The 26758-nt window shown below is 39.3% G+C and carries 21 protein-coding genes and 1 pseudogene; 4 read left to right on the top strand and 18 right to left on the bottom strand.

What is annotated here, in order from left to right; genetic code table 11:
- From thrB to R3F25_10590, 11 genes are all read right to left on the bottom strand, one after another.
- Window positions 1-957 (bottom strand): homoserine kinase, encoded by a 957-nt coding sequence (gene thrB, locus R3F25_10640; protein MEZ5497261.1) that lies wholly within the window; start codon window positions 955-957, stop codon window positions 1-3.
- A gap of 14 nt (window positions 958-971) precedes the next feature.
- A complete protein-coding gene (locus R3F25_10635; GenBank protein ID MEZ5497260.1) occupies window positions 972-1781 on the bottom strand; it encodes a symmetrical bis(5'-nucleosyl)-tetraphosphatase in 810 nt (269 codons plus the stop codon).
- Complete coding sequence (locus R3F25_10630) at window positions 1781-2536, bottom strand: helix-turn-helix transcriptional regulator (protein MEZ5497259.1); 756 nt, start codon at window positions 2534-2536, stop codon at window positions 1781-1783. Before R3F25_10630 ends, R3F25_10635 begins: the two co-directional genes overlap by 1 nt.
- 20 nt (window positions 2537-2556) lie before the next feature.
- The gene (locus tag R3F25_10625) at window positions 2557-3648 is read right to left on the bottom strand and encodes a primosomal protein N' (replication factor Y) - superfamily II helicase (protein MEZ5497258.1); all 1092 of its coding nucleotides are present in this window, start codon (window positions 3646-3648) and stop codon (window positions 2557-2559) included.
- Between the two features lie 3 nt (window positions 3649-3651).
- Window positions 3652-4758 (bottom strand): SPFH domain-containing protein, encoded by a 1107-nt coding sequence (locus R3F25_10620; protein ID MEZ5497257.1) that lies wholly within the window; start codon window positions 4756-4758, stop codon window positions 3652-3654.
- A gap of 102 nt (window positions 4759-4860) precedes the next feature.
- Window positions 4861-6741 carry an ATP-binding protein gene (locus R3F25_10615; GenBank protein ID MEZ5497256.1) on the bottom strand — a complete coding sequence of 627 codons (1881 nt, stop codon included), beginning with the start codon at window positions 6739-6741 and terminating at the stop codon, window positions 4861-4863.
- Between the two features lie 8 nt (window positions 6742-6749).
- Entirely contained in the window at window positions 6750-7439 is a 690-nt protein-coding gene (pdsR, locus tag R3F25_10610; GenBank protein ID MEZ5497255.1) for a proteobacterial dedicated sortase system response regulator, read from the bottom strand.
- Between the two features lie 2 nt (window positions 7440-7441).
- Window positions 7442-8491: an FG-GAP repeat protein gene (locus R3F25_10605; GenBank protein MEZ5497254.1), complete on the bottom strand. Its 1050-nt coding sequence runs from the start codon at window positions 8489-8491 to the stop codon at window positions 7442-7444.
- A gap of 5 nt (window positions 8492-8496) precedes the next feature.
- Entirely contained in the window at window positions 8497-8832 is a 336-nt protein-coding gene (locus R3F25_10600) for a hypothetical protein (GenBank protein ID MEZ5497253.1), read from the bottom strand.
- Window positions 8793-9119: an FG-GAP repeat protein gene (locus R3F25_10595; protein MEZ5497252.1), complete on the bottom strand. Its 327-nt coding sequence runs from the start codon at window positions 9117-9119 to the stop codon at window positions 8793-8795. The genes R3F25_10600 and R3F25_10595 overlap by 40 nt, the downstream gene beginning before the upstream one ends.
- Before the next feature lie 21 nt (window positions 9120-9140).
- Window positions 9141-10184 carry an alkene reductase gene (locus R3F25_10590; GenBank protein MEZ5497251.1) on the bottom strand — a complete coding sequence of 348 codons (1044 nt, stop codon included), beginning with the start codon at window positions 10182-10184 and terminating at the stop codon, window positions 9141-9143.
- Window positions 10185-10379: 195 nt separating this feature from the next.
- Between R3F25_10590 and R3F25_10585 the strand changes: the two genes are divergently transcribed.
- A complete protein-coding gene (locus R3F25_10585; protein ID MEZ5497250.1) occupies window positions 10380-11495 on the top strand; it encodes a hypothetical protein in 1116 nt (371 codons plus the stop codon).
- Window positions 11496-11507: 12 nt separating this feature from the next.
- Window positions 11508-12683, top strand: a complete 1176-nt coding sequence (locus R3F25_10580) for a hypothetical protein (GenBank protein MEZ5497249.1) — start codon at window positions 11508-11510, stop codon at window positions 12681-12683.
- A gap of 28 nt (window positions 12684-12711) precedes the next feature.
- Here R3F25_10580 and R3F25_10575 read toward each other — a convergent pair whose 3' ends face one another.
- The 5 genes and pseudogenes from R3F25_10575 to R3F25_10555 form a co-directional block, all read right to left on the bottom strand.
- Window positions 12712-13647, bottom strand: coding sequence for a hypothetical protein (locus tag R3F25_10575; protein ID MEZ5497248.1), 936 nt, complete (start codon window positions 13645-13647; stop codon window positions 12712-12714).
- Between the two features lie 100 nt (window positions 13648-13747).
- On the bottom strand, window positions 13748-15502 hold the full coding sequence (lpdA, locus tag R3F25_10570; GenBank protein MEZ5497247.1) for a dihydrolipoyl dehydrogenase: 1755 nt from the start codon (window positions 15500-15502) through the stop codon (window positions 13748-13750).
- 10 nt (window positions 15503-15512) lie between these two features.
- Window positions 15513-16814, bottom strand: coding sequence for a 2-oxo acid dehydrogenase subunit E2 (locus R3F25_10565; GenBank protein ID MEZ5497246.1), 1302 nt, complete (start codon window positions 16812-16814; stop codon window positions 15513-15515).
- Window positions 16801-19468 (bottom strand): annotated as a pseudogene (gene aceE / locus R3F25_10560) (pyruvate dehydrogenase (acetyl-transferring), homodimeric type). The gene R3F25_10565 and the pseudogene aceE overlap by 14 nt, the downstream one beginning before the upstream one ends.
- A 6-nt stretch (window positions 19469-19474) precedes the next feature.
- A complete protein-coding gene (locus R3F25_10555) occupies window positions 19475-21757 on the bottom strand; it encodes an NADP-dependent malic enzyme (protein MEZ5497245.1) in 2283 nt (760 codons plus the stop codon).
- 286 nt (window positions 21758-22043) lie between these two features.
- On the opposite strand from R3F25_10555, the gene R3F25_10550 reads away from it, so the two are divergent.
- Together R3F25_10550 and R3F25_10545 are read left to right on the top strand one after the other, a co-directional pair.
- Window positions 22044-22823: a hypothetical protein gene (locus R3F25_10550; protein ID MEZ5497244.1), complete on the top strand. Its 780-nt coding sequence runs from the start codon at window positions 22044-22046 to the stop codon at window positions 22821-22823.
- A 253-nt stretch (window positions 22824-23076) separates the two neighbouring features.
- A complete protein-coding gene (locus tag R3F25_10545; GenBank protein MEZ5497243.1) occupies window positions 23077-25314 on the top strand; it encodes a zinc-dependent metalloprotease in 2238 nt (745 codons plus the stop codon).
- Between the two features lie 634 nt (window positions 25315-25948).
- Here R3F25_10545 and R3F25_10540 read toward each other — a convergent pair.
- Together R3F25_10540 and R3F25_10535 are read right to left on the bottom strand one after the other, a co-directional pair.
- Window positions 25949-26218 carry a hypothetical protein gene (locus R3F25_10540; protein ID MEZ5497242.1) on the bottom strand — a complete coding sequence of 90 codons (270 nt, stop codon included), beginning with the start codon at window positions 26216-26218 and terminating at the stop codon, window positions 25949-25951.
- Between the two features lie 271 nt (window positions 26219-26489).
- Window positions 26490-26726 (bottom strand): hypothetical protein, encoded by a 237-nt coding sequence (locus tag R3F25_10535; protein ID MEZ5497241.1) that lies wholly within the window; start codon window positions 26724-26726, stop codon window positions 26490-26492.
- Window positions 26727-26758 lie beyond the last annotated feature (32 nt).

Below are 26758 nucleotides of genomic sequence, written 5' to 3'. Positions count from 1 at the left end.
TCATTCCTCTGCCATTACATCATCAACAACTCGTACACCGAAGTCATCCACTTTGCAGATATGGCTGAATCCGCCTTTTTGGCAGAAGTGACTTTCAGCGTAATTTTGAACTCTTTTGGAAACAATGCGATTGTCGCAAACTACAAAAACGGTTGAACCGGAACCCGATATTCCGAAACCCAAAGCTCCAACGCTTTTGGCAAAGTCTTTATAATTATCAAATCCGGGAATCAATGATTTCCGATGCGGTTCGGCTATCACATCATACAACATAGCTGCGGCTAATTTGTCGTCCTCATTATTTAAAGCATGAACAAAAACTGATAAATTCTGAGCAAAACGAATCGCGGTTTGCATATCAACCTGTTTAGGCAATATGTCTCTGGCTTTTTCCGTTGAAACTTTAATTCCGGGATAACTAACCACCAGTTCCCAATGCTCGGGAAATGGAACAGAAACACAAGGCAGGATTTCGTTACTTGTCATGAGCTGCAAGCCACCCAAAAAACAAGGAGCCACATTATCATAATGAACCGAACCACTGACTTTTCCTTCCAGTTCGCCTGCCATTTCCAGAAGAAAATCAACCGAAAACTCTTTATCGTAAAACAAATTTAGAGCAAAAAGTGTGGCAACGATTGAAGATGCACTTGAACCCAAACCACTCCCAACTGGCAAGCGTTTTTCCAGATTCAAACGAACCGGTTTGAGTTTTTTTGGTGCAGCCTCTTTAAGTTTGGCGTTAAATAATTCCAAGGCAAAAGAGACCAAATTATCTTGCGGATTTTCCGGCAGGACATTGGCGTAAGGACCACTACAAAGAACTTCATCATGCTCAGCCGCTTCGATACCAACAATATCTCCCAACAACTCTCCATCAACCGGCGTGATTGCAAGACCTAATAAATCAAAGCCAACTGAAAAATTTCCAATTGAAACGGGGGCAAAAACTTTCATAAATCTATCTTAAGCTAAACTTGATAAATATGCTTGGACTTTTTAACCGATTTTGCCAATTTCAAAGCTGTGAGCTTTCCGCCCCAAACCTTACCCGAATCAAGGCATATAAAATCCTTGTCAATATGTAATCCCAGAGCCGACCAATGACCAAAAACGATTTGTGATTTAATTTTCACCCTTTGTCTGTATAGAAACCAGGGAACCAGTTTTTCATGGGTTTTTATTCCGCCTTTGGCACGAAAATTCAGACCACTGTTTTTGAATAAATATCGCATGCGTGTAAAGCTGTTGACAATAAAACGGGCTCGATCCATCCCTTGCAATGATTTTTTCCAATGGTTTGGTTTGGAACCGTACATGTTTTTGAAGAAGTGTAACGGACTGTTCTTTAAAATAGACTCCACATACTTCGCTTCTCTTTTAGCTGTTTTTAAATTCCACTTTGGATAAATCCCCGCATGGACAATGACTTTTTTGAATTTTTTCTTATGAATCAATAATTTTTGATGGGTTAACCAATCCAGTAGTTCTTCACAATCAGTCGCTTTGAAAATTTTATTAAACTCTTTATGTCGTTTATTACGCAATTCAGGAACATAGTACTGCGCCAACAACGCCAAATCGTGATTGCCAAGAACCACCTTGCAACTCTCGCGATGGGCATAAACCCAGCGTAAAACTTCCAGAGATTTTCCCCCGCGATTGACCAAATCACCGCAAAAATACAACTTATCTTTCTCAGGGTCGAAGTTGATTTTTTTGATGAGTTTCAACAAGGACTCGTAACACCCTTGAACATCTCCGATTGCATAAGATGCCATTAACGAAACACCTTGTTGTTTTTTTCACGCCTGAATTTGGCAAACTCCGGCAACTCCCATGGTCTTATCGCCATCACCAATGTGCTGCCGAATCGTTGTTGCAATGGCAGATTCTGATCTTTATAGGCAAAATCACTGAAATTTTTAGAGAGTTGCTGTATTTTTTTATGAATCGAAGCCACAGAATTTCTCGACAACATGCCATTGATAACAATTCGTAATTCTCCGGGCGAAGTGAATTTGCAATCAAAAAAATCATCCTGAATATGAACCTCAAAATAGCTTTGTATCGGTCCGTTTTTTTGCCACTCAAAGGTACGACTGATTAAAGGTTTAATTTTATTCCCCGGACGCAATTCAATCAATCTCAGCTTTTCCAATTCTAGGAGAATTTTTATCAGTTCCGCTTCTTCAAAATTGTAAATGGCATAAATTTCTTCAAATGTCAGATTATTCAAAACCAGAACCGTAACCAGCATTAATTTGGGGTTGGAGATTATTTTCTTTTCTTGCTGTATGGTTAATTGCTCGAGTTTTGTACCTTCCATTTGTACCAATTCGAGTAAATCAGCAATATCAAGCCCTGCAAAGTCACAAATCTTTTCCAATCGATTCAGAGAAATATCTCCTTGTGTGAATTGTCTTTTTACACTCGACTCTGAAACACACAAATGATTGGCAACATCAGCATATTTAATGCCTTTGGCTTTCAGTGTTTTCTTCAACATCAAGATGATTTGTAATGACTGACTCATACGAATTGAACGGATTGAATTTATTTCTGATTGAAATAATAAATAGTCCCACCAATAACAGTCAACAATGTTACGACAAAAGCGGTAATTTTTATCCAGCTATAAGGTCTTTCACCTTTTACCTGACCGGTTTGTCCATTGATAATGAATTGATAGGTTTTTCTATTGTATAAAAAAGCCGAAGCCCACAACGGCATCAACATCAGTTTAAAACCGACATCACTGTAACGCGTGCTCACTGTGCTGATTCTTTGATGATCACCGCCGATATCTCTGCGAATCAGACTGCGAATCACTTGTTCCATGATTTGTTTGGCCTTGCCAAATCCTCGGGGTAAGCCCACCTGATAAAGCTCGGAACGATAGCCACTGAGATATTTGGGGTTATAAACTTTGGATTTTTCCAGATTCCATTTTTTCATTGAAGCCGATAATTTGTTGGAAATCACTTCGCTGGCAGGGACTAACACATTGCTGAAATCATTACTCACTGCACCACTCACAAATCTCCAGCGAATTTTTGTCACTGTTCTGGTTTCCGTTTTACCATTAACAACCACGGTTTGCGTGGTGCGATAATTGTCACCTCTTTGTCCAGTGTAGGTGCTGTAAGTATCCGCATCGAACCCCCAATAAGGAATAAATGTCCCCTGAATCGGATGTTTCTTTATCGCCAGACGTTTTAATGAATTGGGAGCAAACCACAATCCATGCAACCAATCTTTAAAAGATTTATTGGCTTGTTCTTCTTTGATATCAAACGGTAAAACAGCATCAGGTGTTAATTGTCTTTGTAATCCCACCGGAACAATGACATTACTACCACAGAAAGGACATTCATCGGCATGAACATTCTCCGGCAAATCGAATCCCGCTCCACAGGTGTCGCACTGAACGTGGTGATGAACATCAGTGGGTTCATCACCAACAAGCTCCATAACTGTTGATTCATACGGCTTTGAGTGAAACACATTGAATGTTTTTACTTCAATCGGTTCAACCGCTCCGCAGGATTTGCAAACCAGCGAATTTTGACCAATTTCATGATCCAGTTCATAACCACATTGCTTACAGCCGAACTGAAAATGTTCAACAGCCTTTTGTTCAGTCATAATTTACGATTTTGGAATCGGTGGCGGCTCAGAATTTAGCATTGAAGCAATCGAACGAACTTCAGAGGCAGCCTGCCAATCAGCCATTCCTGATTTCCACACCAAAGTATCCGCTGTAATGTTGCCTTTTTTGATGTATTCCGCAATCGCTGCCAAATTAAACGGCCCTGCTCTTTGGCCATCTGAAACAATATAAAAATGCTCAATTTCAGGAACCGGTGGCGGCACATCCTGATTTTGTTTTTGTTTGTTTTGATTGGATAAGGCTTCACCAAATGATTGAGCCATGGCAAATCCCATACCCATTCCAATCCCGGCTCCGGCTCCGCCACCAGGGTTTTGTGCCGCATCACGCATGGATTGAGCTGCTTGAAACTTGGTAAATTTATCCAAATCACCAACCGCACCCATCGAAGAACGCTCGTCTAAGGCTTTCTCCACTGCTTCAGGCAGAGAGATATTTTCAATCAGAAATTTTGTCAGTGTTAATCCAAAACTATTAAATTCGGGATCAAGGTATTCAGTCATAATACCACCGAGTTTATCGTAATTCCCGGCTAAATCCAGAATCGAGATTTTTGATTCTGCAACAATATTCGCAAAACCCGAAACCATTAGGTTACGCAACTGGTCGGAAATTTCTTCCACAGTGAAGTGTCCGTCCGTTCCCACAATTTCAGTTAAAAGCGTTTTTACGTCCGAAATTTTGAAAGCATAAGTCCCGAAAGCACGAAGTCTCACCACTCCAAACTCAGAATCACGCATGATTAAAGGATTTCTTAATCCCCATCTCATATCCGTAAATTGTGTGGTATTGAAGAAATAAACTTCCGCTTTGAAAGGGCTTTCAAAACCATACTTCCAGCCTTGTAATGTGGAAAGTATCGGCATATTGGCAGTTTCCAGTTTATACAAACCGGGTTCATACACATCAGCAACTTCACCTTCATTGACCAGAACCGCAATCTGACCTTCACGCACGGTGAGCATTGCTCCGTTTTTAATTTCATTGCCATAGCGGGGAAAACGATACACTAACGTGTTTGAGGTATCGTCAGTCCATTCAATGATGTCAATTAATTCGGCAAATAGTTTGTCAAAAATTCCCATAGAAAACTCCAATAAATATCTTTCTCAGTATTATACAATGAATTAAAACGATTGAAATAGGCGGTTAGTAATAATTGTCAGAATCGAAAAACGATGCGAAAGCTAGTCTGGTTGATTGACAATGTCCAAACTCAGGCTGAATTTGACCTTGTTTTCATCATCCAAATTTTCAGCAATGATTTTACTATTATGGTATCTGGCAATCAGTTGGGAAATATACAATCCCAAACCCAGATGTGATTTTTTACTTTTCTTGTCTCTATTGCTCACTAATGAATCAAAAATGTTCACCTGACCCTCCGGAAGCTGCGAACCGGAGTTAATAACACTCAAAGTGACTGTCCTATTTTCTCTCTTCAGATTCAATTCAATCGCGCCGTCTTTCGGTGTGAAATCAACAGCATTTTCAATAATTTTATCAATCATTTGTGCTATTAAATCACCAGAACCATCGACGAAAACATCTTCCCGGCAAATATTTAATTGCAGTTGTGGTATAAAACTTTTGTATGATTCTCCAAGCTGATTGCATAGTGAACTGATATTAAAACGCTCTTTCGGTGTGTTTTCCAATGTATATTTCAATTTGCTCAGTTCACTCAATTGATTGAGGATGAATTTCAGACGGTGTGTTCCTGATTTCGCTCTGGCGAGGAAGTCCTCGTTGTACTCCAACTCCAAATTATCCAAAGAGGATTGTACAATCGCCAATGGAGTTTTCATTTCATGAGAAAGCCTTGAACCCAATTCTTTGAGGTATTGAGTGTATTCCCGCATTTCTGAAAGCATGGACTCAATTCCGCGTGACAACTGTCCAATTTCATCGCCGGATTTGTTGGAAGGCATCAAAATATTCAACCTGCCGGAATCATCAAGTACCGTTTGTAAAGCCCGATTCAGTCGTTTAATTCTCCATGCCAAAACTAATGAATAAATCAAATAGGCAATCATTATCACAAATACAACCAGAATCATCAATATAGCCGCTTTCAACAGCGTTTGAATCATATTCTGTTGTCCCTGAGGAAGCATACTCTGTAATTCATAAGTGATTCCATTCTCACTAATACTGTATTTCACTCCCGCCATACCGTCTTCCTGACGATAAAACCAATTGTTCTGACCATTATCTTCTACTATTCCAAACAACCATTGATAAATTGGAGTAATCAACCATTGCCATGCCGAAACTGTGGGATTATCGGGAAGTTTATTGCTTTGATAAATGACGCGGTTTTCTGAATCTTTGATTACAAACATATTGTTATCAGAAGTAATATTATGAATCGTCTCTGCCAGCTCCTGATTAAGAGAAACTAAAGGAATTAGTTTTAAATTTTCACCTGAGGACTCTAGTGTCCCTGCTAAATGTTTTTGCTGTTTATTACGATTCACTGTCACAAAACCCAAGTGATGATAATCAGTTCCTGCCAATTCCATTTCCAAAGCATATCCGTCGGATTTTTCATGCCAATAGGCTTTATAATCGGGACGCTCATTTGAACCTGATGCGGAAAGAACCCAGCCTTCAGCCTGCCTGAAAAAACTGTACTTGTACAAACCTCGATTATTGGCAACGGCAATTATGAGTTCATCGTTATTTGAGTTATCAAGAGAGTGAATATCAACTGTCTTATCATGGCTTTCAAGGTACAAATATAATTTTCCTCCAGAGACAGCAAGTTTTGCTGAGAGTTTGTCAGTTTGTCCATACAAATAAGCCTTGTTATCCAACCAATCGCTATCATCACCGTCAAGGATAATTTTTTCAGCATCGACCGGAATTAAGCCGTGCAGTTCATAATCCTGGTTGTTTTTAATAATTTGCTGAACAGATGCTTTCAGCGATAGCAATGAATTCTTTGCGGTTTGTTCCAATGCCTGGCGAAATTGTGTGTCAACGCTTTTAAGAGCAATCCAACCGCTAAAAGGGAACACCAAACTCAATAAGGCAAGAAGCAAGAGTTGATATTTTAATTTCACCCGAGTCCCTAATTTTTCCAGCGATAACCCATGCCATGCACGGTGTCGATGCAATCAAATTCGGAATCAACAACTATAAATTTCTTACGAATTCGTTTGATGTGTGATGTCACCGTCGAAGTATCAACATAAACATTGGCGTCATTCATCAGCTGATCACGGGTTTTGACATGCCCTTTATGTCTGGCTAAAGAAACAACCATCCAGAATTCGGTCACCGTTAAATCAATAGGTTCATTTTTCCAGAAAATCTGCAAGTTATCCGTCAGAATTCGTAAGTCACCTTGCACAATCACATCATTTTCTTCTTTGTTTTGCACCAAATCCTGACGGCGGAATAATGCTGCAATTCTGGCGAGCAGGTGCGGTAAAGATATATCTTTGGAGAGATAATCATCCGCTCCCAAACGCAAGCCGGAAACCATATCGATTTCATCATCTCTGGCAGTCAGAAACATCAGCGGAATGCTTTCAGATTGAGAGCGAATAAAACGACAAAGTTCAAAGCCGCCATCCGGTTCATCACCCAAACCGATGTCAATAATCACCATTTCGGGCAAATTCTGTGACAAGGCGTTTTTTGCCTGATTGAGCTCCATGTAACCGCTCACATGATAGCCCTGACGGGTTAAAGCCGCTTGGTAGTTAGCCAATATGCTCGGCTCATCTTCAACAATTACGATGTGTTTTTTTGACATAGTTATTTACTCATTATGAGGTTTCTCTCATCATTTTTTTTATCAATATTACTCAAATCAAAAATGTAAGCTGATCCTGAGTCATTCCCATTATCATTATTTCCATATGCACCTATAATCACTTTATCACCAAAAACATCAACTGAGTTGCCAAAAAAATCGAGTCCTCCACCATCACCCGGAAGAAACTTTTTCATCAATTTCCACTCAGAATCAACCAAATTGTAATAATAAACGGCTCCAGAATTGACTCCAAACTCATCTCTCAATCTCGAACCAATTATTACGTTATCATTGATAATCTTGACAGAACTCCCAAAATTATCATTGTTGTGTGGGTCTTGAGCATTTAATACTTTACTCTCTATCCAACTGCTGCCGTTATATTCAAAAATATATGCTGATCCGGCACCATAATACTCAGATACTGTTTTATTTTCAGATCCGATAATTAATTGATTTCCTGATATGTGAACCGAATTTCCAAATTTTCCTCTGGTTTCACCTTTTGATGGTAATAATTTCTTGGATTGAATCCATTGATTTCCATTATATTCAAAAATATATGCCGAACCTGAATTAAACCCTAAATCATCATCTAAATCGTCACCAATCAGTATTCGGTTGTCACTAATGCTTACTGAAACCCCGAAATTCTCGCCACCGGTTCCATCCTGGGCGTACAATTTCTGAACTTGTTGCCACTCACTACCATTAAATTTAAAAACATATACAGCGCCATCCCCATAGACCTCTGTTCTATTAGCACCAACTACAATCGTATCAGCATCAATACCTACGGATATACCAAAATTATCATATTCGTAGTATTCATCCGGAATCAGTTTCTGTATGAAATGCCATTTATAATTTTTCAGTTCATAAACATAAACCGAACCAGAATTACCTCCTTGATTATCGGTAAAGGGATCTCCTACCACAATATAGTTCCCTTGCAAGCTGACTGAATATCCAAACTCATCATACTCTTCCGAATCCGGTGCTGACAGTCTTTGTACATTTCTCCAACCGGTCTCGTCGAAATCAAAAATATTTACTACTCCTGTTCTTTTTTTACTCCATCACTATTCGGAGCACCTACAACCACTCTGTCTTCATCCATACTCACTGCATAACCAAAATAATCGAAAGCTGCACCATCTTCTTGAATACTGTAACGGCAATTTTCTCTCCAATTATTTCCTTCAAGCTTATACATTATTACTGCACCTGATTTATTGGAGCAAGTATCAACAGCACTAATTGCACCAACCAGCAGAAAATCCTCACTTAAATGAACCGTCCAACCAAACTGGGAGTTTTCACCCAGGTCTTCCCTAACTATTCTTTCTGTTAAGCTCCATTCGCCATTGTTGAGGATGTCTGATTCCAATTGCTTCCATCAAACTCAAAGACAAATACACTACCACTACTCTCCAGATTAGGAGCTCCCACAAGAGCACGGTTACCATCAATGCTGATACTATAGCCTAAGCTCACTCCATTACCTCCTGAACCCGATGGGTCTGGCAATAGTTTAGCATCATGTACAAGAGATTTTACCGATTTCTGTTCATTAACGGATTCTAATCGATTAGAAAAATTAATACTTTCAATTGATTGCACCAAAGGTATTACAAGCATCAGTAAAATAAAAGTCAAATAGTGAGTTTGTTTCATAAATTTTTCTCTATAATTAAGTTAAACCAACTCCCTTAACATCTGCATATCATAAGGAACCATCTCCTCACCAGATTTTGCTTTTTTTATAAAATCTGGATTAGCAATAATCGGTCTGCCAATAGCAACCAAGTCCGCTTTATTTTGCTCAATAGCTTGTTTAGCAATTTCCAAAGTGTAACTTCCACAAGCTATAAATGTGCCTTTATAAAACCGGCGGATAAACTCGCTGGCTTTTCTGTTACCCAAGTAATCATAAATTGGGGTATCATCAAAAGCTCCCAAATGCACATAGCAAATATTTCTTTTGTTCAGTCTTTTTAGCAGTCTGCGATAGGTTTTTTCATCACCTTTGGTGTATTGCAAGTGAACATAAGCCTGCGGAGAAAGCCTGATAGCCGTTTTCTCAGCACCGATTGCATTGACAACTCCATCAACAACTCTTAATGCAAATCGGGTTCTTTTTTTGGTGCTCCCACCAAATCGATCATCCCTTTTGTTGGTATCCTGACGTAAAAACTGATCAATCAAATAACCATTGGCTCCGTGAATTTCCACTCCGTCAAATCCGGCTTTCATCGCATTCTTTGCAGCTTTGATATATTTTTTGATAGTTCGTTTCACTTCTTTTGTCGTCAAAGAACGAGGCATTTCGTATTCCAAGTCTTTGCTGCGAGGAACTTTTCCATGCCATGCACAAGCAGAAGGTGCTACCGGTTGTTTACCGGAATAATAAGAATGAGCCGTTCGACCACAATGCCATAACTGACAAAACATCTTGCCTCCACGTTCATGTACCGCTTTTGTCACCTTTCTCCAACCTTTGACTTGAGCTTTAGAAAAAATCCCGGGAGTATTTGGATAACCTTGAGCAATCGGGTCAATAATAGTGGCTTCAGAAACAATCAAACCCACATCGGCTCGTCTGGCATAATAATCAACCATTTGTTGTGTTGGCACTAGTTTTTCATCAGCAAAACATCTGGTCAAAGGTGCCATTACGATTCGGTTTGTTAAAGTCAATTCCGAGTTCAGTTTGTATTCCTGAAATATTTTTTCTGTCATATTTATTAAATCCAAGTTAATCCGGTTAATTATAGCATTTGTTGACTTGAGGTTAGAGGCTCTTCATATTATTCCGTTAAAATTTTCATGAATGATAGTCTAAGATATTCTTGCTCGGCAATTCCATGACTGATGTCCTATTGTTGTTAAATCCTGCAAATGGTAAAATGATACAAAATTGACTTGGAGATACCCATGAAAAAAATTTTATTGTTAATTACTTTATTAATAACGAATTTGACTCTTGCTTATGAAAACAATAGCAGTCCGGAATATCAGGCATTCATGAAAGATTATGAAAATGGCTTAACTGATTTCTTATTGCAACATGAAAGTCCGGATGTCAATATCGAAGCGATTAATAAAGAACTCACTTCATTGGGTATTGCCCCTGAAGAAGAAACGAACTTGCTCGATTATCAAGAACTGGGAGAAATGATTGATTATATTGTTGAAAACAATCAACTTTCTACAAGAAGTTTGATGATTGTTGCAAAGATTTGCGGATTCAATCAAGAAATGTTCAACTACTGCAATTTCAAGGCAATCAATAAGAAGCTCATACAATCCGAACCCAAAAATCTTGCGGTTTATCTTATCTCTCTTAGTAAGTCATTTGACAATAGTGATGAAGAAAAAATAATTGAAATCATCAAAAAAATGTCAAAATCAGAATATACAGACACACATTTTATTTCCTCTCAGGAACTAGAAAAAGCTATCGAACAGTACATTAAAAGCAATCCGATACCGACAAAATTCATTGATGAAGATATCAAACAAATTACAAATTTGACGACCGCGGTATCAAAGGATGTCATAAAATCCATTGGTGACAACTATGATAACTATTTTATTGCTACTAATAATATGATGTTTAGTTTAATAGGACCTTTTCCAAGCCTAAGAGCCATAACACAAATCTGTAAACATTATGAGCAGCTTGCTCCCGAATGTGAAAAAATTGCAAATGTGATGATTAACCAATCAAAAACCATGATTTTCCCAATGCTTGGCCATGCCATTAAATCGGAGATGCTGACACATTACTACTCTCCTGAACAAATTGAGAAAAACACCTCAGCATATCAAAAGCTCAAGTCTCAATCTTCTTGCATGACGGAAATTAGAATGAAAAAAGAGCATTTGTTAGATGAATACCTAGATCCGCAATATTATAACCAATGGAAGAAGTTTGTTCTTGCTGAAGGCGAATTTGAAGCAATGAAGAAAATGGCAAAAATCAATTATCAAAAACAACTCGATATGGGTAATGAAAATGCCATCAACCCACAAACCTGCTTTGAATAATTGGAGAAAATCATGAAAAGTTTAATTCTGGTAATCACTCTTATTTTCACCAATCTTGTCAGTGCTGAAGAAGACAAATCGAATGAAAAAGAAGCCGCTAAGACAATACTTAAAATGTTTGAAGTTATCAATAACATGCCTGACAAAGAAGAAATTGAAGAGCTCAGCAAACAATGGAAAAGTGATTTTGTCGAATATTTGTTAAGCCATAAAGATGCAGACATCAATATTTATGGTTTGCAAAGCCTGTCAGAGCAATACTCTACACATAAAATTCAGTATGATGCCAATCCCGGTGACATGAGTGAAATTGCTAACTTTCTCATGGAGTTAGTCAAATCGAATCGACTCTCCACCCGAAGTCTTTTTATCGCCTCGCATATTTGTTCAGGTGTCAATATAAGAGCTTATTGTGATTCAACTCAAATACATAAAAAACTAATTCATTCAGAGCCTAATAATGTACTTGTTTATATACCCTCTCTTAAAGAAGCTGTTTCAAATAATTCAACCAATGAAATAGTAACTATCCTCGACCAAATGGCTCAATCAGAATTTGCCAACAACTACTCCGCAATTCCTGAGCCCCTCGAATATTTAATTGATGAATACACTCAAAATCACCCTTATCATGAAAAAATGATTAATTCTGAGCTGACTGTCATTGAATCCCTAAAGAAAATATCACCGGAAAAAATTCAGGAGATTAGAGAGAACTTTTTTTATTATCAATCTTATTTTAACAAAATCCACTTCAAACTCATTTCTCCAATCCCTTATATGCGTTCTTTAATGGATGTCTGTAAATCAGATGTAAATTTGGCTCAAACCTGTTTGAAAATTTCCGACATCTTAATTAACAAGAACAAATCAATCATAAGCCCAATGGTTGGTTATACCGTAAAAATTGATACTTTAAAACTTTTAGGTGAAGAAATACTTGCCTCCGAAACTGAAAGCATCAAGGAAAAACTTAAAAAACAATATGAATGTCTGATGCGAATAAAAAGCTCAAACAACGATCAAATTGATTTGTATCTGAGTCCTGAAGACTTCAAAAAACTCGCAACCATTGAACGTAATCACGGAGAATTGGTATTATTCAAAACTATGGCTGAGACCAGTTATCAAAAGCGACTGGAATCCGGAAATACAGATGCGGTGAGTCCCGAGGTTTGTTTGAATTAACTGTAATAGCTTCAGCTTTATTTAGCTGTTACCAATTTTTTCTAAATACACCTTTTGACTGTTCAATAACCAAACCAGAATTAGTTAGTAACCACTTAATTGAAGTTACATTACATGGTTTTGCTTTTGTTGCAATATCTCGTATATCAGAATTAGTAATATCTCTTTTTGTCAAAATTTCAAAAACTTTAATTAATTCACTTTTTGTAACAGCTTTTCTATTTTTTTTACCTATACGGTAATATATATGTCCACTTTCTGTAATATCTAAAATTTCAGTCACTTTAGTAGGTTTTTGAATAAAATCACCAACCTTGATTGAACTGTAAATCGTCTCTAAAAATATTATTTTATTCATGTTCACTACTTCTCCGATTCGAGTTATACCAGCCTCTTCGTAACGTGCATATAAATTAACATTATCATTTCTCCAGTTCCAGTTTTCGGGCATTGAGCTATTTAGGTCGAGTGATTTCAATAAATCGTTTTGTTTCTTTGTAATTCCAATCTGCCCTGCTCTTTCATAAAGTCTTAATAGCATTTCCAAATCAGTAATACTTCTCTTTGCCACCATTGTTATAATTTCATCAACAATGACTTTCACAGGAATTACATGATCCCAAATTTCTTTTCTTGTACCTACTCTTGGAGCAATTTTTCTTAAAGTTTGTGATTGGTTTCTACTTAGAGACCTAATGAGTTGTGTAATAAACTGCTCATCATCACTTTTAAAAAAAATTTTAGTATAAGCAATAAACATTTCTACAAGGGACAATGAAACATTAATCACTTTTGGTCTATCTTTATAAAAAGGCATATTCGTCATTGTGGCTAAGTCCTTTCTTATAGAATATGATACTTGAGGACTGGCAAACTTTAAAAGATCAATAATTTTTCTTTTAAACTCTTGTATTCTGGAGCTTTTTCTTTCTGCTTCCCTTCTTAAACTTGCTTTACTCCTCAATCTATATCTCCTTTATAAAACTCTGTGTTACATTTAAGTATAAATAAAATCACGACTCTCCAGGAGATCCCCGGGTCAAGCCCGAAGATGATTGTATTCTTTATTTCTTCTTCGGAATATACAAATCCGTAATTGTTCCTTCAAACACTTCGGCACTCATGGCAACTGATTCAGCCAGAGTCGGATGCGGATGAATAGTTAATCCAATGTCAGCGGCTTCACAGCCCATTTCGATAGCTAATGCCAGTTCCGAAATCAGTTCTCCGGCGTTTGGGCCGGTGATTCCTGCACCAATGATACGGTCTGTTTCATTGTCGAATAATAACTTGGTGAAACCTTCGGTTCGGTCCAATCCTAAAGCTCGACCACTGGCGGCCCACGGGAATTTGCCGATTCCATAATCAATGCCTTTTTGTTTCGCAGTGATTTCCGTTTCACCCACCCAAGCTACTTCGGGATCGGTGTAAGCAACGGATGGAATCACCATGGCATCGAAGAATACTTTTTCACCAAGTGCGACTTCGGCTGCAATTTTCGCCTCGTGTGTCGCTTTGTGAGCCAACATTGGCTGCCCGACAATATCACCAATAGCAAAAATGTGCCCAACATTGGTCCGCATTTGCTTATCGACTTCGATAAATCCGCGTTCTGTGACATTCACGCCGGCATTTTCCGCTCCAATCTTATTACCATTTGGAACACGACCAACAGCAACTAAAACCTTATCGAATGTTTGTTTGTCTTTGCCGTCAAATTCAACTACCAAACCATCTTTTTTGGCAGTTACATTGGTCACGGCCGTTTTCAGCATAATTTCTTTGTAGCGTTTTTTGCTAATCGTGGTTAATGGTCTTACCAAGTCCTTATCAGCACCCGGAATGATTTGATCCATCATTTCAACGATGGTAATTTCTGTTCCCAATGCCGAATAAACCGTCGCCATTTCCAGTCCGATGATGCCGCCACCAATGATTAACATAGACTTTGGAATATCATCCATGCGTAAGGCATCGGTCGAATCCATCACTCGTTTGTCATCCCATGGAATGTTTGGCAGTTTAAAAACCTGTGAGCCGGCAGCAATAATACATTGAGCAAATGTGATGTTTTTACCATCAACCGACAAAGTGTGACTATCTACAAATTGACCGACTCCATTGACAACTTTGACTTTGCGTTGTTTTGCCATTTGTCCGAGACCGCCTGTGAGTTTTTGCACGACTGAATCTTTCCAGCCCAACAATTTATCTTTATCAATTTTAGGTTTGCCAAAATCCAAACCATGTTGCTGCATGTGTTCGGCTTCACGAATCACTAATGCTGAATGCAACAATGCCTTGGATGGAATACACCCGACATTCAGACACACACCACCTAAAGAATCATATCTTTCCACCAAAGTGACCTGCATTCCCAAGTCTGCTGCTCGGAAAGCTGCTGTATAGCCACCGGGACCACCGCCGAGAACTAATAATTCGGTGTCGTAATCATTTTTGTCAACAGCAGGTGAAACATCTTGAGATTCCTGCCTACGCAGGAATGACGAGTTATTTTTGGAAGGTGATGAAACATCTTTTTTAATTTCAGTTTTTTCTTCACTTTTATCAACAACCGCAGAAATTTCCATTCTGGCAATTACCATGCCTTGATTGACATGCTGACCTTCTTCAACCAGAATCTGAGTGATTTTGCCGGAATGAGGACTGGGGATTTCCATAGTTGCTTTTTCACTTTCCAAAGTGATTAAAGAATCATCAGCTGCAACTTCATCACCTTCGCTGACCAGAATTTCAATAACAGGAACATTATCAAAATCGCCCATATCAGGGACTTTAATTTCAATTTCTTTTGTCATTTCATTCTCCTTACAGCAGCATTTTTTTCAGGTCGGAAAGAACCGTGGACAGATAAACGATAAATCTGGCCGCATCCGCACCATCAATCACCCTATGATCATAGGAAAGTGACAATGGCAGCATCAAACGGGGCTTCACTTCGCCTTTATCATTGAAAACCGGCTTGATCTGTGAGCGACTGACTCCCAGAATGGCGACCTCTGGTGAATTGATAATCGGAGTGAACGCTGTTCCGCCAATTCCACCTAATGATGAAACTGAAAAACAACCGCCTTTCATGTCAGAAGGAGCCAGTTTTCCATCCCTTGCCTTCACCGATAATTCAGACATTTCACGGGCAATTTCCATCACCGTTTTACCCAAAACATCCCTTATCACCGGAACCACCAAACCATTGGGTGTATCGACGGCAATTCCGATGTGGTAATATTTTTTCATTATCAGGTTTTCTTCAGCAGCATCCAGCGATGAATTGAATTTTGGAAACTTCTTCAATGCGACTGCCACTGCTTTCACAATAAATGCTAAAGGTGACAAACCAAATCCCTGAGCTTTTGCCTCATCCTTACTGTCTTGTCTGAATTGCTCTAATTCGGTAATATCAGCTTCATCAAATTGAGTGACATGCGGAATTCGCACCCAATTGCGGTGTAAATATTTACCGGAAATCTTCTGGATTCGTGAAAGAGAAACACTTTCAATATCGCCATATTTTGAGAAATCCTCATTAACGGGTGGCAACACATCAAAATTGGATGCACCGGATTGAACAGTTCCACCGGATTGCATGGCTTGTTTGATGAAAGATTTAACATCATTTTTGGTAATGCGACCTTTTCTGCCTGTTCCGGGAATTAAGTTGATATCTGCACCCAATTCACGAGCAAATTTACGGATTGCCGGTGAGGCATTTTTTCCGCCGATTATTTGCCGGCAAAGGACCGGAGGAGGTTTACGTGTAACCTCTTTGGGCATTTTCTGTTTCTGTTTTTGTCGGTTTTCTACTTTCGCTTGCTCGGTTTTTTCGACTTTGGCCGTCTCATCCACAGCTTTTGGCTCTTTGTCGGTACTTTCGCTAATCTCCAACTCCAACATATCTGTTCCTTGCGAAACACTATCTCCGAGTTTAACCAAGACTTTCTTAATCACACCGGATGCCGGGCTTGGCATCCAAAGTCGCTTTTTCGCTTTCAAAGTGATAATGACATCATCGACGTTGATGCTATCGCCCTCGGCAACAAGAACTTCGATAATTTCAACACTGTCAAAATCACCAATATCAGGAACTTTTATTATTTCAATCTGGCTCATGACTAAACCTCCACCGGATGAGTCGGCTGGTATCAATTTCATAAAGTTTTGGGCTTTAGCAAGTGCAGTTTTTGGTAAATCACCGGATTTGACTAATGCTGTTACTGTTGTATAAGCAATATGATTTCTATCCACTTCAAAGAAAGAACGCAACTCTTCACGAGTGTCCGAGCGACCAAATCCATCAGTTCCCAAAGTGGTATAATCCGCTTTAATCCAAGGTCTGATTTGTTCAACAAAATCGTGAACGTAATCGCTGGCAGCAATCACAGGTCCTTGCGCTTTGTCCAGGCATTTTTCAACGTGAGAAACTTTGGCTTTTTTATCCGGATTTAAGCGATTGTAACGATTGGACTTTTTGCCCATCACGTTTCAATTCGGTAAAGCTGGTACAACTCCAAATATCACAAGCGACTTGTAAAACTTTTGCAACATTTCAGAGGCTGCAATGACTTCACGAAGAATTGCACCACTCCCAAGTAATTGAGCTTTGATTTTTCCTTTGCCGGATTTGAGTTTATACATTCCTTTGAGGATGTCACTTTCTGCTCCTTTAGGCATTTCAGAATGATGATAGTTTTCATTCATCAAGGTGATATAAAAATAAATATCTTCATCATCAGCATACATTCTTTGCAAACCGTTTTGCATGATGACCGCCAGCTCATAAGCATAAGTCGGGTCATAGGAAACGCAATTAGGTACAGTTGATGAAATCAAATGGGAGTGACCGTCTTGATGTTGTAGTCCTTCGCCATTCAATGTGGTTCTCCCTGAAGTCCCGCCGAGTAAAAAGCCTTTGGCACGCATATCACCGGCGGCATAACACAAGTCGGCAATGCGTTGAAAACCAAACATTGAATAGTAAATAAAACGGAATCATTGCTGTTCCATAATTGGCATGCTGTCGCTGCTGCAATCCATGAAGAAACCGCACCGGCTTCGGTGATGCCTTCCTGTAACACCTGACCATTCGTGCTTTTATAAAACATCAATTGATCAGCATCTTCCGGTGTGTATTTCTGTCCTTGGTAAGAATAAATCCCCAACTGACGGAACAGACCTTCCATTCCAAAAGTACGAGCTTCATCAGCAACAATTGGTACAATTCGATCTTTAATATTTTTGTCACGCAATAAAATAGCAAGAATTCTCACAAATGCCATTGTTGTTGAAAATTCTCTGTCACCGGAATCTCCCATGATAGAAGCAAATTTATCCAATGTTGGTATTTCCAGTTTTTGATAATCCACCACTCGTCTAGGGAGTGAACCGCCTAATTCCGCGCGGCGTTGCTTCATGTATTTGATTTCATCGGAATCTTCAGGTGGCTTGTAATAGGGAACATCATCCAAATCTTTATCTGCAATTGGAACATTGAATTGATCCCTGAAATGCCTCACAGCTGAAGTTTTCATTTTTTTCTGTTGATGAGTGATATTCAAGCCCTGACCGGCGTTACCCATACCATAACCTTTAACCGTTTTGGCTAAAATAACCGTCGGTTGCCCTTTATGTTCATTGGCAGCCGCATAAGCAGCATACATTTTATGAGGGTCGTGTCCGCCACGGTTTAATCTCCAAATATCATTGTCGGACATATTGGAAACCATTTCTTTCAGTTCCGGATATTTTCCGAAAAAATGCTCACGAACATAAGCACCGTCTTTGGATTTATAATTTTGATAATCACCGTCAACCGCTTCTTCCATACGTTTGCGGAGTAAACCTTTGTGATCTTTTGCCAGCAATGGGTCCCAATACGAACCCCAAATGACCTTAATCACATTCCAGCCCGCTCCGCGGAACACTCCTTCCAGCTCCTGAATGATTTTACTGTTGCCACGAACAGGACCGTCAAGTCTTTGCAGATTACAATTCACCACAAAAACCAAGTTATCCAGTTTTTCACGCCCTGCCATGGAAATAGCGCCGAGTGATTCCGGCTCATCGGTTTCGCCATCGCCTAAAAAGCAATAGACTTTTTTGTCAGTGACTGGAATCAACCCGCGATTCTGCATGTACTTCATGAATCGTGCCTGATAAATTGCCTGCAAAGGCCCTAAGCCCATTGAAACCGTAGCAAACTGCCAGTAATCGGGCATCAACCATGAGTGTGGGTAGGATGATAGCCCTTTGCCACCAACTTCACGTCGGAAATTATCCAAATCTTCTTCGCTAAATCGCCCTTCCAAAAAAGAACGGGCATAAAAACCCGGTGCACTATGACCTTGAACATAAAGCAAGTCACCGCCGCATTCGTGATCATGACCACGGAAGAAGTGATTGAAGCCGACATCATAAATGGTCGCTGCTGATGCGAAACTGGCAATATGACCGCCAAGTGAACCCGGACGACGATTCGCCCGAACCACCATTGCCATTGCATTCCAGCGAATGATTGCCCGAATTTTCCATTCCAAATCCGCATTGCCCGGTGATTTCTTTTCATTCTCCGGTGGAATGGTATTCAGATAAGCCGTCGTTGCTTCATAAGGTAAATGTCCGCCGGAACGACGATTCAAATCAATCAATTGTTCAATTAAAAAGTGAGCTCGTTCGGGGCCTTCTTCGTTAATGACTGCAGTTAAGGCATCCAGCCATTCCTGTGTTTCCTGAGCATCAATATCAATTTTGTTGGTAATATCTGTCATTTGTCTTTACTTCTCGTTTTTCTGTGCATCAATAACTGCCATCGCAGTCATGTTTATGATTCGGCGGACGGATGATGTGGGAACTAATACATGAGCGGCTTGTTTGCTTCCCAATAGAATGGGACCAATGGTCACTCCTTTGGTGAAACATTTAAGCATATTTATCACTGCATTCGCTGTATCAAGGTTTGGCATTATGAATAAATTAGCTCGACCACTTAGTTTTGAATTCGGGAATACAGCTTCTCTCAATTCTGGCATCAAAGCGATATCCGCTTCCATTTCTCCTTCAATTTCAAGCTCTGGAGCTTTCTTTCTCAAAATCTCCAAAACTTCACGCATTTTTTTCGGGCTTCTACCACCACGGGAACCAAAGCTGGAATAAGATAACAATGCCAATCGTGGAATTTTACCAAAATCTCTGAGCTTTTCTGCTGCCATTAACGCGGTTTCTGCAATTTCATCAGCATTCGGATCGGCATTCACATGGGTATCACAAAAGAAAAAGTTGCCATACTCGGTGGAAATTCCACTCACCGCCGAAGGTTGCTGAACATCCTCTTTGAGTCCTAAAACCTCAATAATATGTTTCAATACTTTTGAAAATCTTCCAGTAAGACCGGCCAACATGGCATCAGCTTCACCTCGTTTCACCATCAATGCAGCTATGACTGACGAACGAGTTCGCACTATGGCTTTGGCAATTTCAGGTGTAACTCCATTTCGTTGCATAATCTCAAAATAGAGATTCCAGTATTCACGAAAACGATTATCTTGTTGTGGATTAACCAACTCAAAATCTTTACCAATTACTAAATCCAAACCAATTCGATCAATTCGGCTTTGCACAACTTCAGGTCGTCCAATCAAAATTGGTTTTGCCAAATTATCATCCAGAACTGTTCTTACAGCCCGCAAAACTCTTTCATCTTCGCCTTCAGCATAGACGACTGTTTTCGGATTTTGTCTGGCTTTATCAAACACCGGCTTCATCATCAAACCGCTCTTGAAAACAAAATAACTGAGTTTATCCTTGTAATCCTGCATGTTTTCAATCGGACGAGTCGCCACTCCCGAGTCCATAGCTGCTTGTGCCACAGCCGGAGCCACATACAATAAAATTCTCGGATCAAAGGGTTGTGGAATCAAATAGTCACGCCCAAAACTTTTAGCTTCTCCACCGAAAGCCTGAGCTCCAACATCCGAGGTTTCCTTCTGAGCCAGTTCAGCCAAGGCATAAACGCAGGCTTTCTTCATTTCGTCATTGATAATGGGAGCACCCACATCGAGGGTTCCCCTAAAAATGTAAGGGAAACACAAAACATTATTCACTTGATTTGGGAAATCAGATCGTCCGGTTGCGATGATTGCATCAGGACGTGCTTCCAATGCAACATCCGGCATTATTTCAGGAACAGGATTTGCTAAAGCCAGAATAATCGGGTCTTTTGCCATTGGTATAATCATTTCAGCCGTCAATACTCCGGCAACAGAGACCCCTAAGAATATATCTGCCCCAACCAAAGCATCGGGCAAGGTGATATTTTTAACACCATGAGCATACTTTTCTTTTTTTGAACCCTTCTCAATATCACTACGCTCCTGATAAAGCACTCCTTTGGAGTCAGATACGATGATATTTTCGACTTTCATTCCTAAATCCACCAACAAATCCAGACACGCCATGCCCGCTGCCCCGGCTCCGGAAGTCACCAATTTAACTTTGGAGATATCCTTGTTGATAATTTTTAAAGCATTGATCACAGCTGTCGCAGTAATAATTGCCGTACCATGCTGATCATCATGAAAAACTGGAATCTTTAGTCGATTCTTTAATTTTTCTTCAATATAAAAACACTCCGGAGATTTAATATCCTCCAGGTTGATTCCGCCAAATGTCGGTTCAAGGGATGCAATAATATCAATGAGCTTGTCAGGGTCTTTTTCATCAATTTCGATGTCGAAAACATCAACCCCGGCAAATTTCTTGAATAGCACACCTTTTCCTTCCATCACCGGCTTGGCTGCCAAAGGGCCGATATCGCCCAAACCAAGAACAGCAGTCCCATTTGTGATAACAGCAACAAGATTTCCGCGTGCTGTGTATAGCGATGCTGTTGATGGATCTTTTTCAATTTCTTCACTAGGAGCAGCAACTCCCGGTGAATAGGCTAATGCCAAATCTTTTGCAGTTGTCAGAGCCTTGGTGGCTACCACTTTGACTTTTCCGGGAGGAAACTCTTTGTGATATTCCAAAGCCGCTTTTCTTATATCTTCACGTAAACTCATCTTGTCCCCTTTGAGTTTCGGGTCGCACCCGTGTTTTTGGACTGAGTATTTTAATGTATTTGCCAATATTTCTCTACGAGAATCCGTTATTAATCCACTGAAATATACAATCAAAAGGTAATTTCAAAAAAACTATCTACGCTAACCTTTACAAGAATTTAGACATATTAAAAGTCTTATCTTAGAATATTCAGTAACAATTTATTGTATATTAGCCAAATAAGTGGCAATATTTACTCTGGTTGTGGATAAACATCCATTCATTGAAAATTTTTAGAGGGTAATAATGAATATTCAAAATAAATATAAAATGCTATTATTGTTATTAATCAGCCTGAATGCATTTGCAGAAAACGAGAGTTACACACAATGGGTTGCTAATGGCAAACCAGAACTAAACTACGTACCAGTTGCACCAACTCAACCATCAGGTGCACTTGCCACATTTGGAGATTTAGCTTCTTTTCAAGCTGCGACACCAGGAGCAGTTCTGAATTTTGAAGATTTCGAAGGCGGAGCTACAGGACCGGGAGGAATCAATACATGCACACCTCCGGTTGATAGTAACTCAAACGACCCATGTTTCTCCCCCGGTGATCTTATTGGAGGTTTTAATTTAAACGTATCAACACCAGGAAATGACCTTGTTGCATTAGGTGATGGCTTTATCTTCCAACCTACAGTTGTTGTTGGTGCCAATACATTTACAGATTCCACTATACTCAATTTCACAAATACTGATGTAGAAGCTGTGGCGATGGAAATTACTGATAATGTTGGCGGTACAGTAACATTGACCGTATCAGGGAACTCCGGCGTACTTGGAACAGTTCCTGTTAATATAACAGGTGTTGGAGCTATGACATTTGTCGGCATTATCGCTGCAGAGCCAATCACCTCTATTGCAATTGAGCAGGATGGTGGAAACGGCGAGGTAATTGATAACTTGTATTTCGGTAGTCTTGTTCCTCCTGTTCCATTGGTTATTCCAACTTTATCGGGCTTCGGACTTGTATTATTAGGACTGGCTTTATTCTTTTTTGTTAGAAAAAGAGTTCAAGTTTAATAATACCTATTACAAGATTTTGAAACCAGAAAGGATGGTTCCCAAGCCATCCTTTTTTATTACTAATAATTAAATATTGATTATTTTTTACAAGATAACCTCACCTAAATAAAAACTCTTTATCTTTGCAACTGAATCAAGCAAAGGTCTCTAATATTCAAAAATCCAAGAATCCACTGAAACTATTGATTTCCTTGGAGAATTCCATTAGTGTTAATAGATATCAATTATTACAATTTTTTTTGGGAATCTCATGACGAAAACAATACGATTTTCTTTGGTACTGCTCTTTATAACTGTCAATTCTGCATTTTCTTCAATCTCAGAATACACCAAAAACATGGACAAGTCTTCCGGTTATTTCGACTATTATTGGGATAAAAAAACTGGTCGTCTATTGTTAGAAGTGGATAAGTTCAACCAGGATGTTTTGTATATTAACGCTCTGCAATCGGGTTTAGGTTCTAACGATATTGGTCTAGATCGAGGGCAAATTGGAGATCGTCGTGTCGTTCAGTTCCAAAGATTCGGCAATAAAATTTTAATGACTGAACGAAATCTTTATTACCGTGCTATTAGCGAAAATGAAATGGAGGTTAAGGCGGTTGAAGATGGTTTTGCTCAATCGGTCATTCTTGGAAGTGAAATTTTAGCCGAAAGCAATGACTCTACTTTGATTGATTTAACGAATTTTCTGTTACGTGATTCTCACGGAGTTTCCACACGATTGGCTGAAATGGAGCAAGGGAATTATCAAGCTGATAGTTCGCGTTCGGTGATTTATATTCAAAATTGTAAGAACTTTCCGGAAAATACCGAACTCGAAGCTTTGATTACCTTTCAAGGAAGCAATCCCGGAAACTACGTTCGATCCGTCACACCAACTGCCGAAACCATTAGTCTTCGTACACATCATTCGTTTGTAAAGTTGCCAGATGAACCTTATAAATCAAGAAAATACCACATTCGTTCCGGTGCAATTGCTCTTGAATTTAAAAATTACGCAGCTCCTTTGGGAGAAGATTTAACCACCAAACTGGTCATTCGTCACAAACTGGAAAAGAAAAACCCTGAACTTGCTGTCAGCGATCCGATTGAACCCATTGTTTATTATCTCGATCCCGGAACACCTGAACCGGTACGTTCTGCATTACTCGAAGGAGCTTCATGGTGGAAAGATGGTTTTGAAGCTGTCGGATTCAGCAATGCCTTTGAGGTAAAATTATTACCCGAAGATGCCGATTCTCTGGATATAAGATACAACACCATCCAATGGGTGCATCGGGCCACTCGCGGCTGGTCTTATGGAGATTCGATTGTTGATCCACGCAGTGGTGAAATACTCAAAGGTCATGTGTCGCTTGGTTCTTTGCGAGTTCGGCAAGATATGCTCATTGCACAAGGTTTACTCTCCCCATTCAAAAATAGTGTCAATTCCGAAGAAAGAATCGAACAAATGGCATTGGCTCGGTTAAGACAGTTATCCGCTCATGAGGTTGGTCATACCATCGGTCTGACTCACAATTTTGCTGCCAGCACCAACAATCGGGCATCGGTTATGGATTATCCCCATCCGTTGATTGAAATTGATAATGACGACAACCTGGATTTGACAAACGCCTATGCCATTGGCGTTGGTGACTGGGATAAAACCGCATTGAGTTACATTTATGGCGAATTCCAAAATGACGAAAACCAACAGTTAGCAAACATTCTGAAAAATGCTCAAATCAATGGCTTGAAATTTATCTCTGATGTGGATGCACGTGCCGCCGGCGGAAGCCATGCGGATGCTCATCTTTGGGATAATGGCGGCGATCCGATTGAAGAATTAGCAAAAGTACTCAAAGTTCGTAAAATTGCTTTGGACAATTTCGGTTTAAACACCTTGAAAGATTCCGATGAACTGTTCAAACTCGAACAATTGCTCACGCCAATTTTCCTTTTTCACCGTTATCAAACTGAAGCCGTTGTCAAACTCGTTGGCGGAGTCAACTACACCTATGCTATGAAAGGAGATCAAAACCCTGAAAGCCAATTGGTTGATGCACAAACCCAAAGAAAAGCCACAGCTATTTTGATGAAAACTCTCCAAGCTGATGAAATGTCTGTTCCGGATAGCATACTCAACCTGCTTTTACCGCCACCGGATAACAGCTCACGCAATCGGGAACATTTTAAATCCCGAACGGGGTTGCATTTTGATGCTTTAGGAGCTGCTGAAACCGCAGCAAAACAAACTTTGGAATTGCTACTTAATCCAAATCGAGCCAACCGTTTAATCGAACATCATGCCAGAAACAACTCAATACCGAGTTTGGATGAATTGATTCAAACAATTATTGAAAACACATGGCATCAAAACTGGAAGAATGATTATTTCAACGAAGTGCAAAACAGCATTAACTCGGTTGTTTTAACAGAACTCATGCGACTGGCTGCAAGTGATGTTTCATCCAAACAAACACAGCAATTGTTCATCAACAACTGAAAAAACTGGAGCAATCCCCTGAAAAAAGACAAATCCGCTTTTGCCAAGCAGGCTCGTTTGGATATTAGCAATTACTTTGAAAAAGGTTTTAATGAAATCACTCAACCGACGAAAGAAATTCCTCCGGGGTCACCTATTGGGGATGCAGTAGCGAGTTATATTTTTAGAAAAAATTAAAGAAACAGGTATAAACCACCTTCCTTGTCATTCCCGCTCAGGCGGGAATCTAGTCTTTCTTTAATGTTACTTTGTTGCCACCCAACAAAGTAACCAAAAAAAAGGTGCCCCAAACTCTCAGGCCTGCGGCTTCCTTCAATATTTTCTTAAATTTGGCGTTTGTAAAACTCATTGCAATGTTCAAACACTTGCAAACGTATTTCCAAATTTTTTCAAAAATATTTCGGTGAGAGTTAAAGGGGATTATTGCTCGTTGAGCGCTTTCTTAACTCTTTCAGGTAGTTCTAGTTCAGCGGAGTTTTTGTGGAAAATTAGAGCAATAGCGTAAGCCACAAAAGAACCCTTGAGTTACAGGTCACCTAGAGTTAATTGTTAGATTTTTTATGCCAATCAAAAAACTTTTCCCGATTGATCTTGTATATTGAGGTTGGAGTGATGAATATCAATGTTGTTTTCATCAATATATTGGGCAAGTATATAACGGTGCTACTTCTTTATCACCTGTTTCATTGTTAAATACTTGGATTTGTGTACTATCTCTGCGTATAACACGGTACTCTTTCCCATCATTTATTTTTATTACAACCTCATCGATAATTTCACCTATATCTTCTCCCGTTCTCATTGTTCTTTTACCATTCGATTCAGTTATCGATGATGAGTGGTTAACAAACGCTTTAAGTGTGTGCCTCATATACTCGTTGATAGGATTAATTGCACCTTGCATTTCGAGACTTAGAATTTCTTTTATAATTGATAGAACGCCACCACTACCATCGTTTTCACTCCAATATATCCATTTTTTGTATGTGTGTGTTTTTCTTTTAATTTTAGATTACTGTATTCATTTGATAGAAGTGTAGAGTTTGAGTTTGGTGTAAGAAATATCATATTAAATTTTTTATATTCTTTTTCCTCTTCAAGTATGGCTTGATAATATTCTTTTTAATTGTTTAGGGTTGGCGGCTCCTGTTTTTATTTTATTTTCAATAATTATTCTATGTTCTTCTTTTTTTCTTTTCATCAAGTATAATGATTTGAATATCAATGTCTTTTCTTTTGCCATCTAAACGATAAGGTTCTTCAAGAGAAACTTGGGAATTAATAAAAATCTCTTTGTAGGATCCTACTAAAAGAATAGAATTGTCCTGAAATTCTATAAACTTTCGTACGAATGCGTCACCAAGACCATGATCTTTGTTACTATCCAGAAGATAACCAAGCATCGCAGACATGCTGGTTCATGTAAACGTGATTTTCCTTGGCT

Source organism: Gammaproteobacteria bacterium (assembly GCA_041395445.1).
Lineage (GTDB): Bacteria > Pseudomonadota > Gammaproteobacteria > Xanthomonadales > Marinicellaceae > NORP309.
The sequence above is the reverse complement of the archived record's forward strand: the minus strand, read 5'-3'. Positions and strand labels throughout refer to the sequence as shown.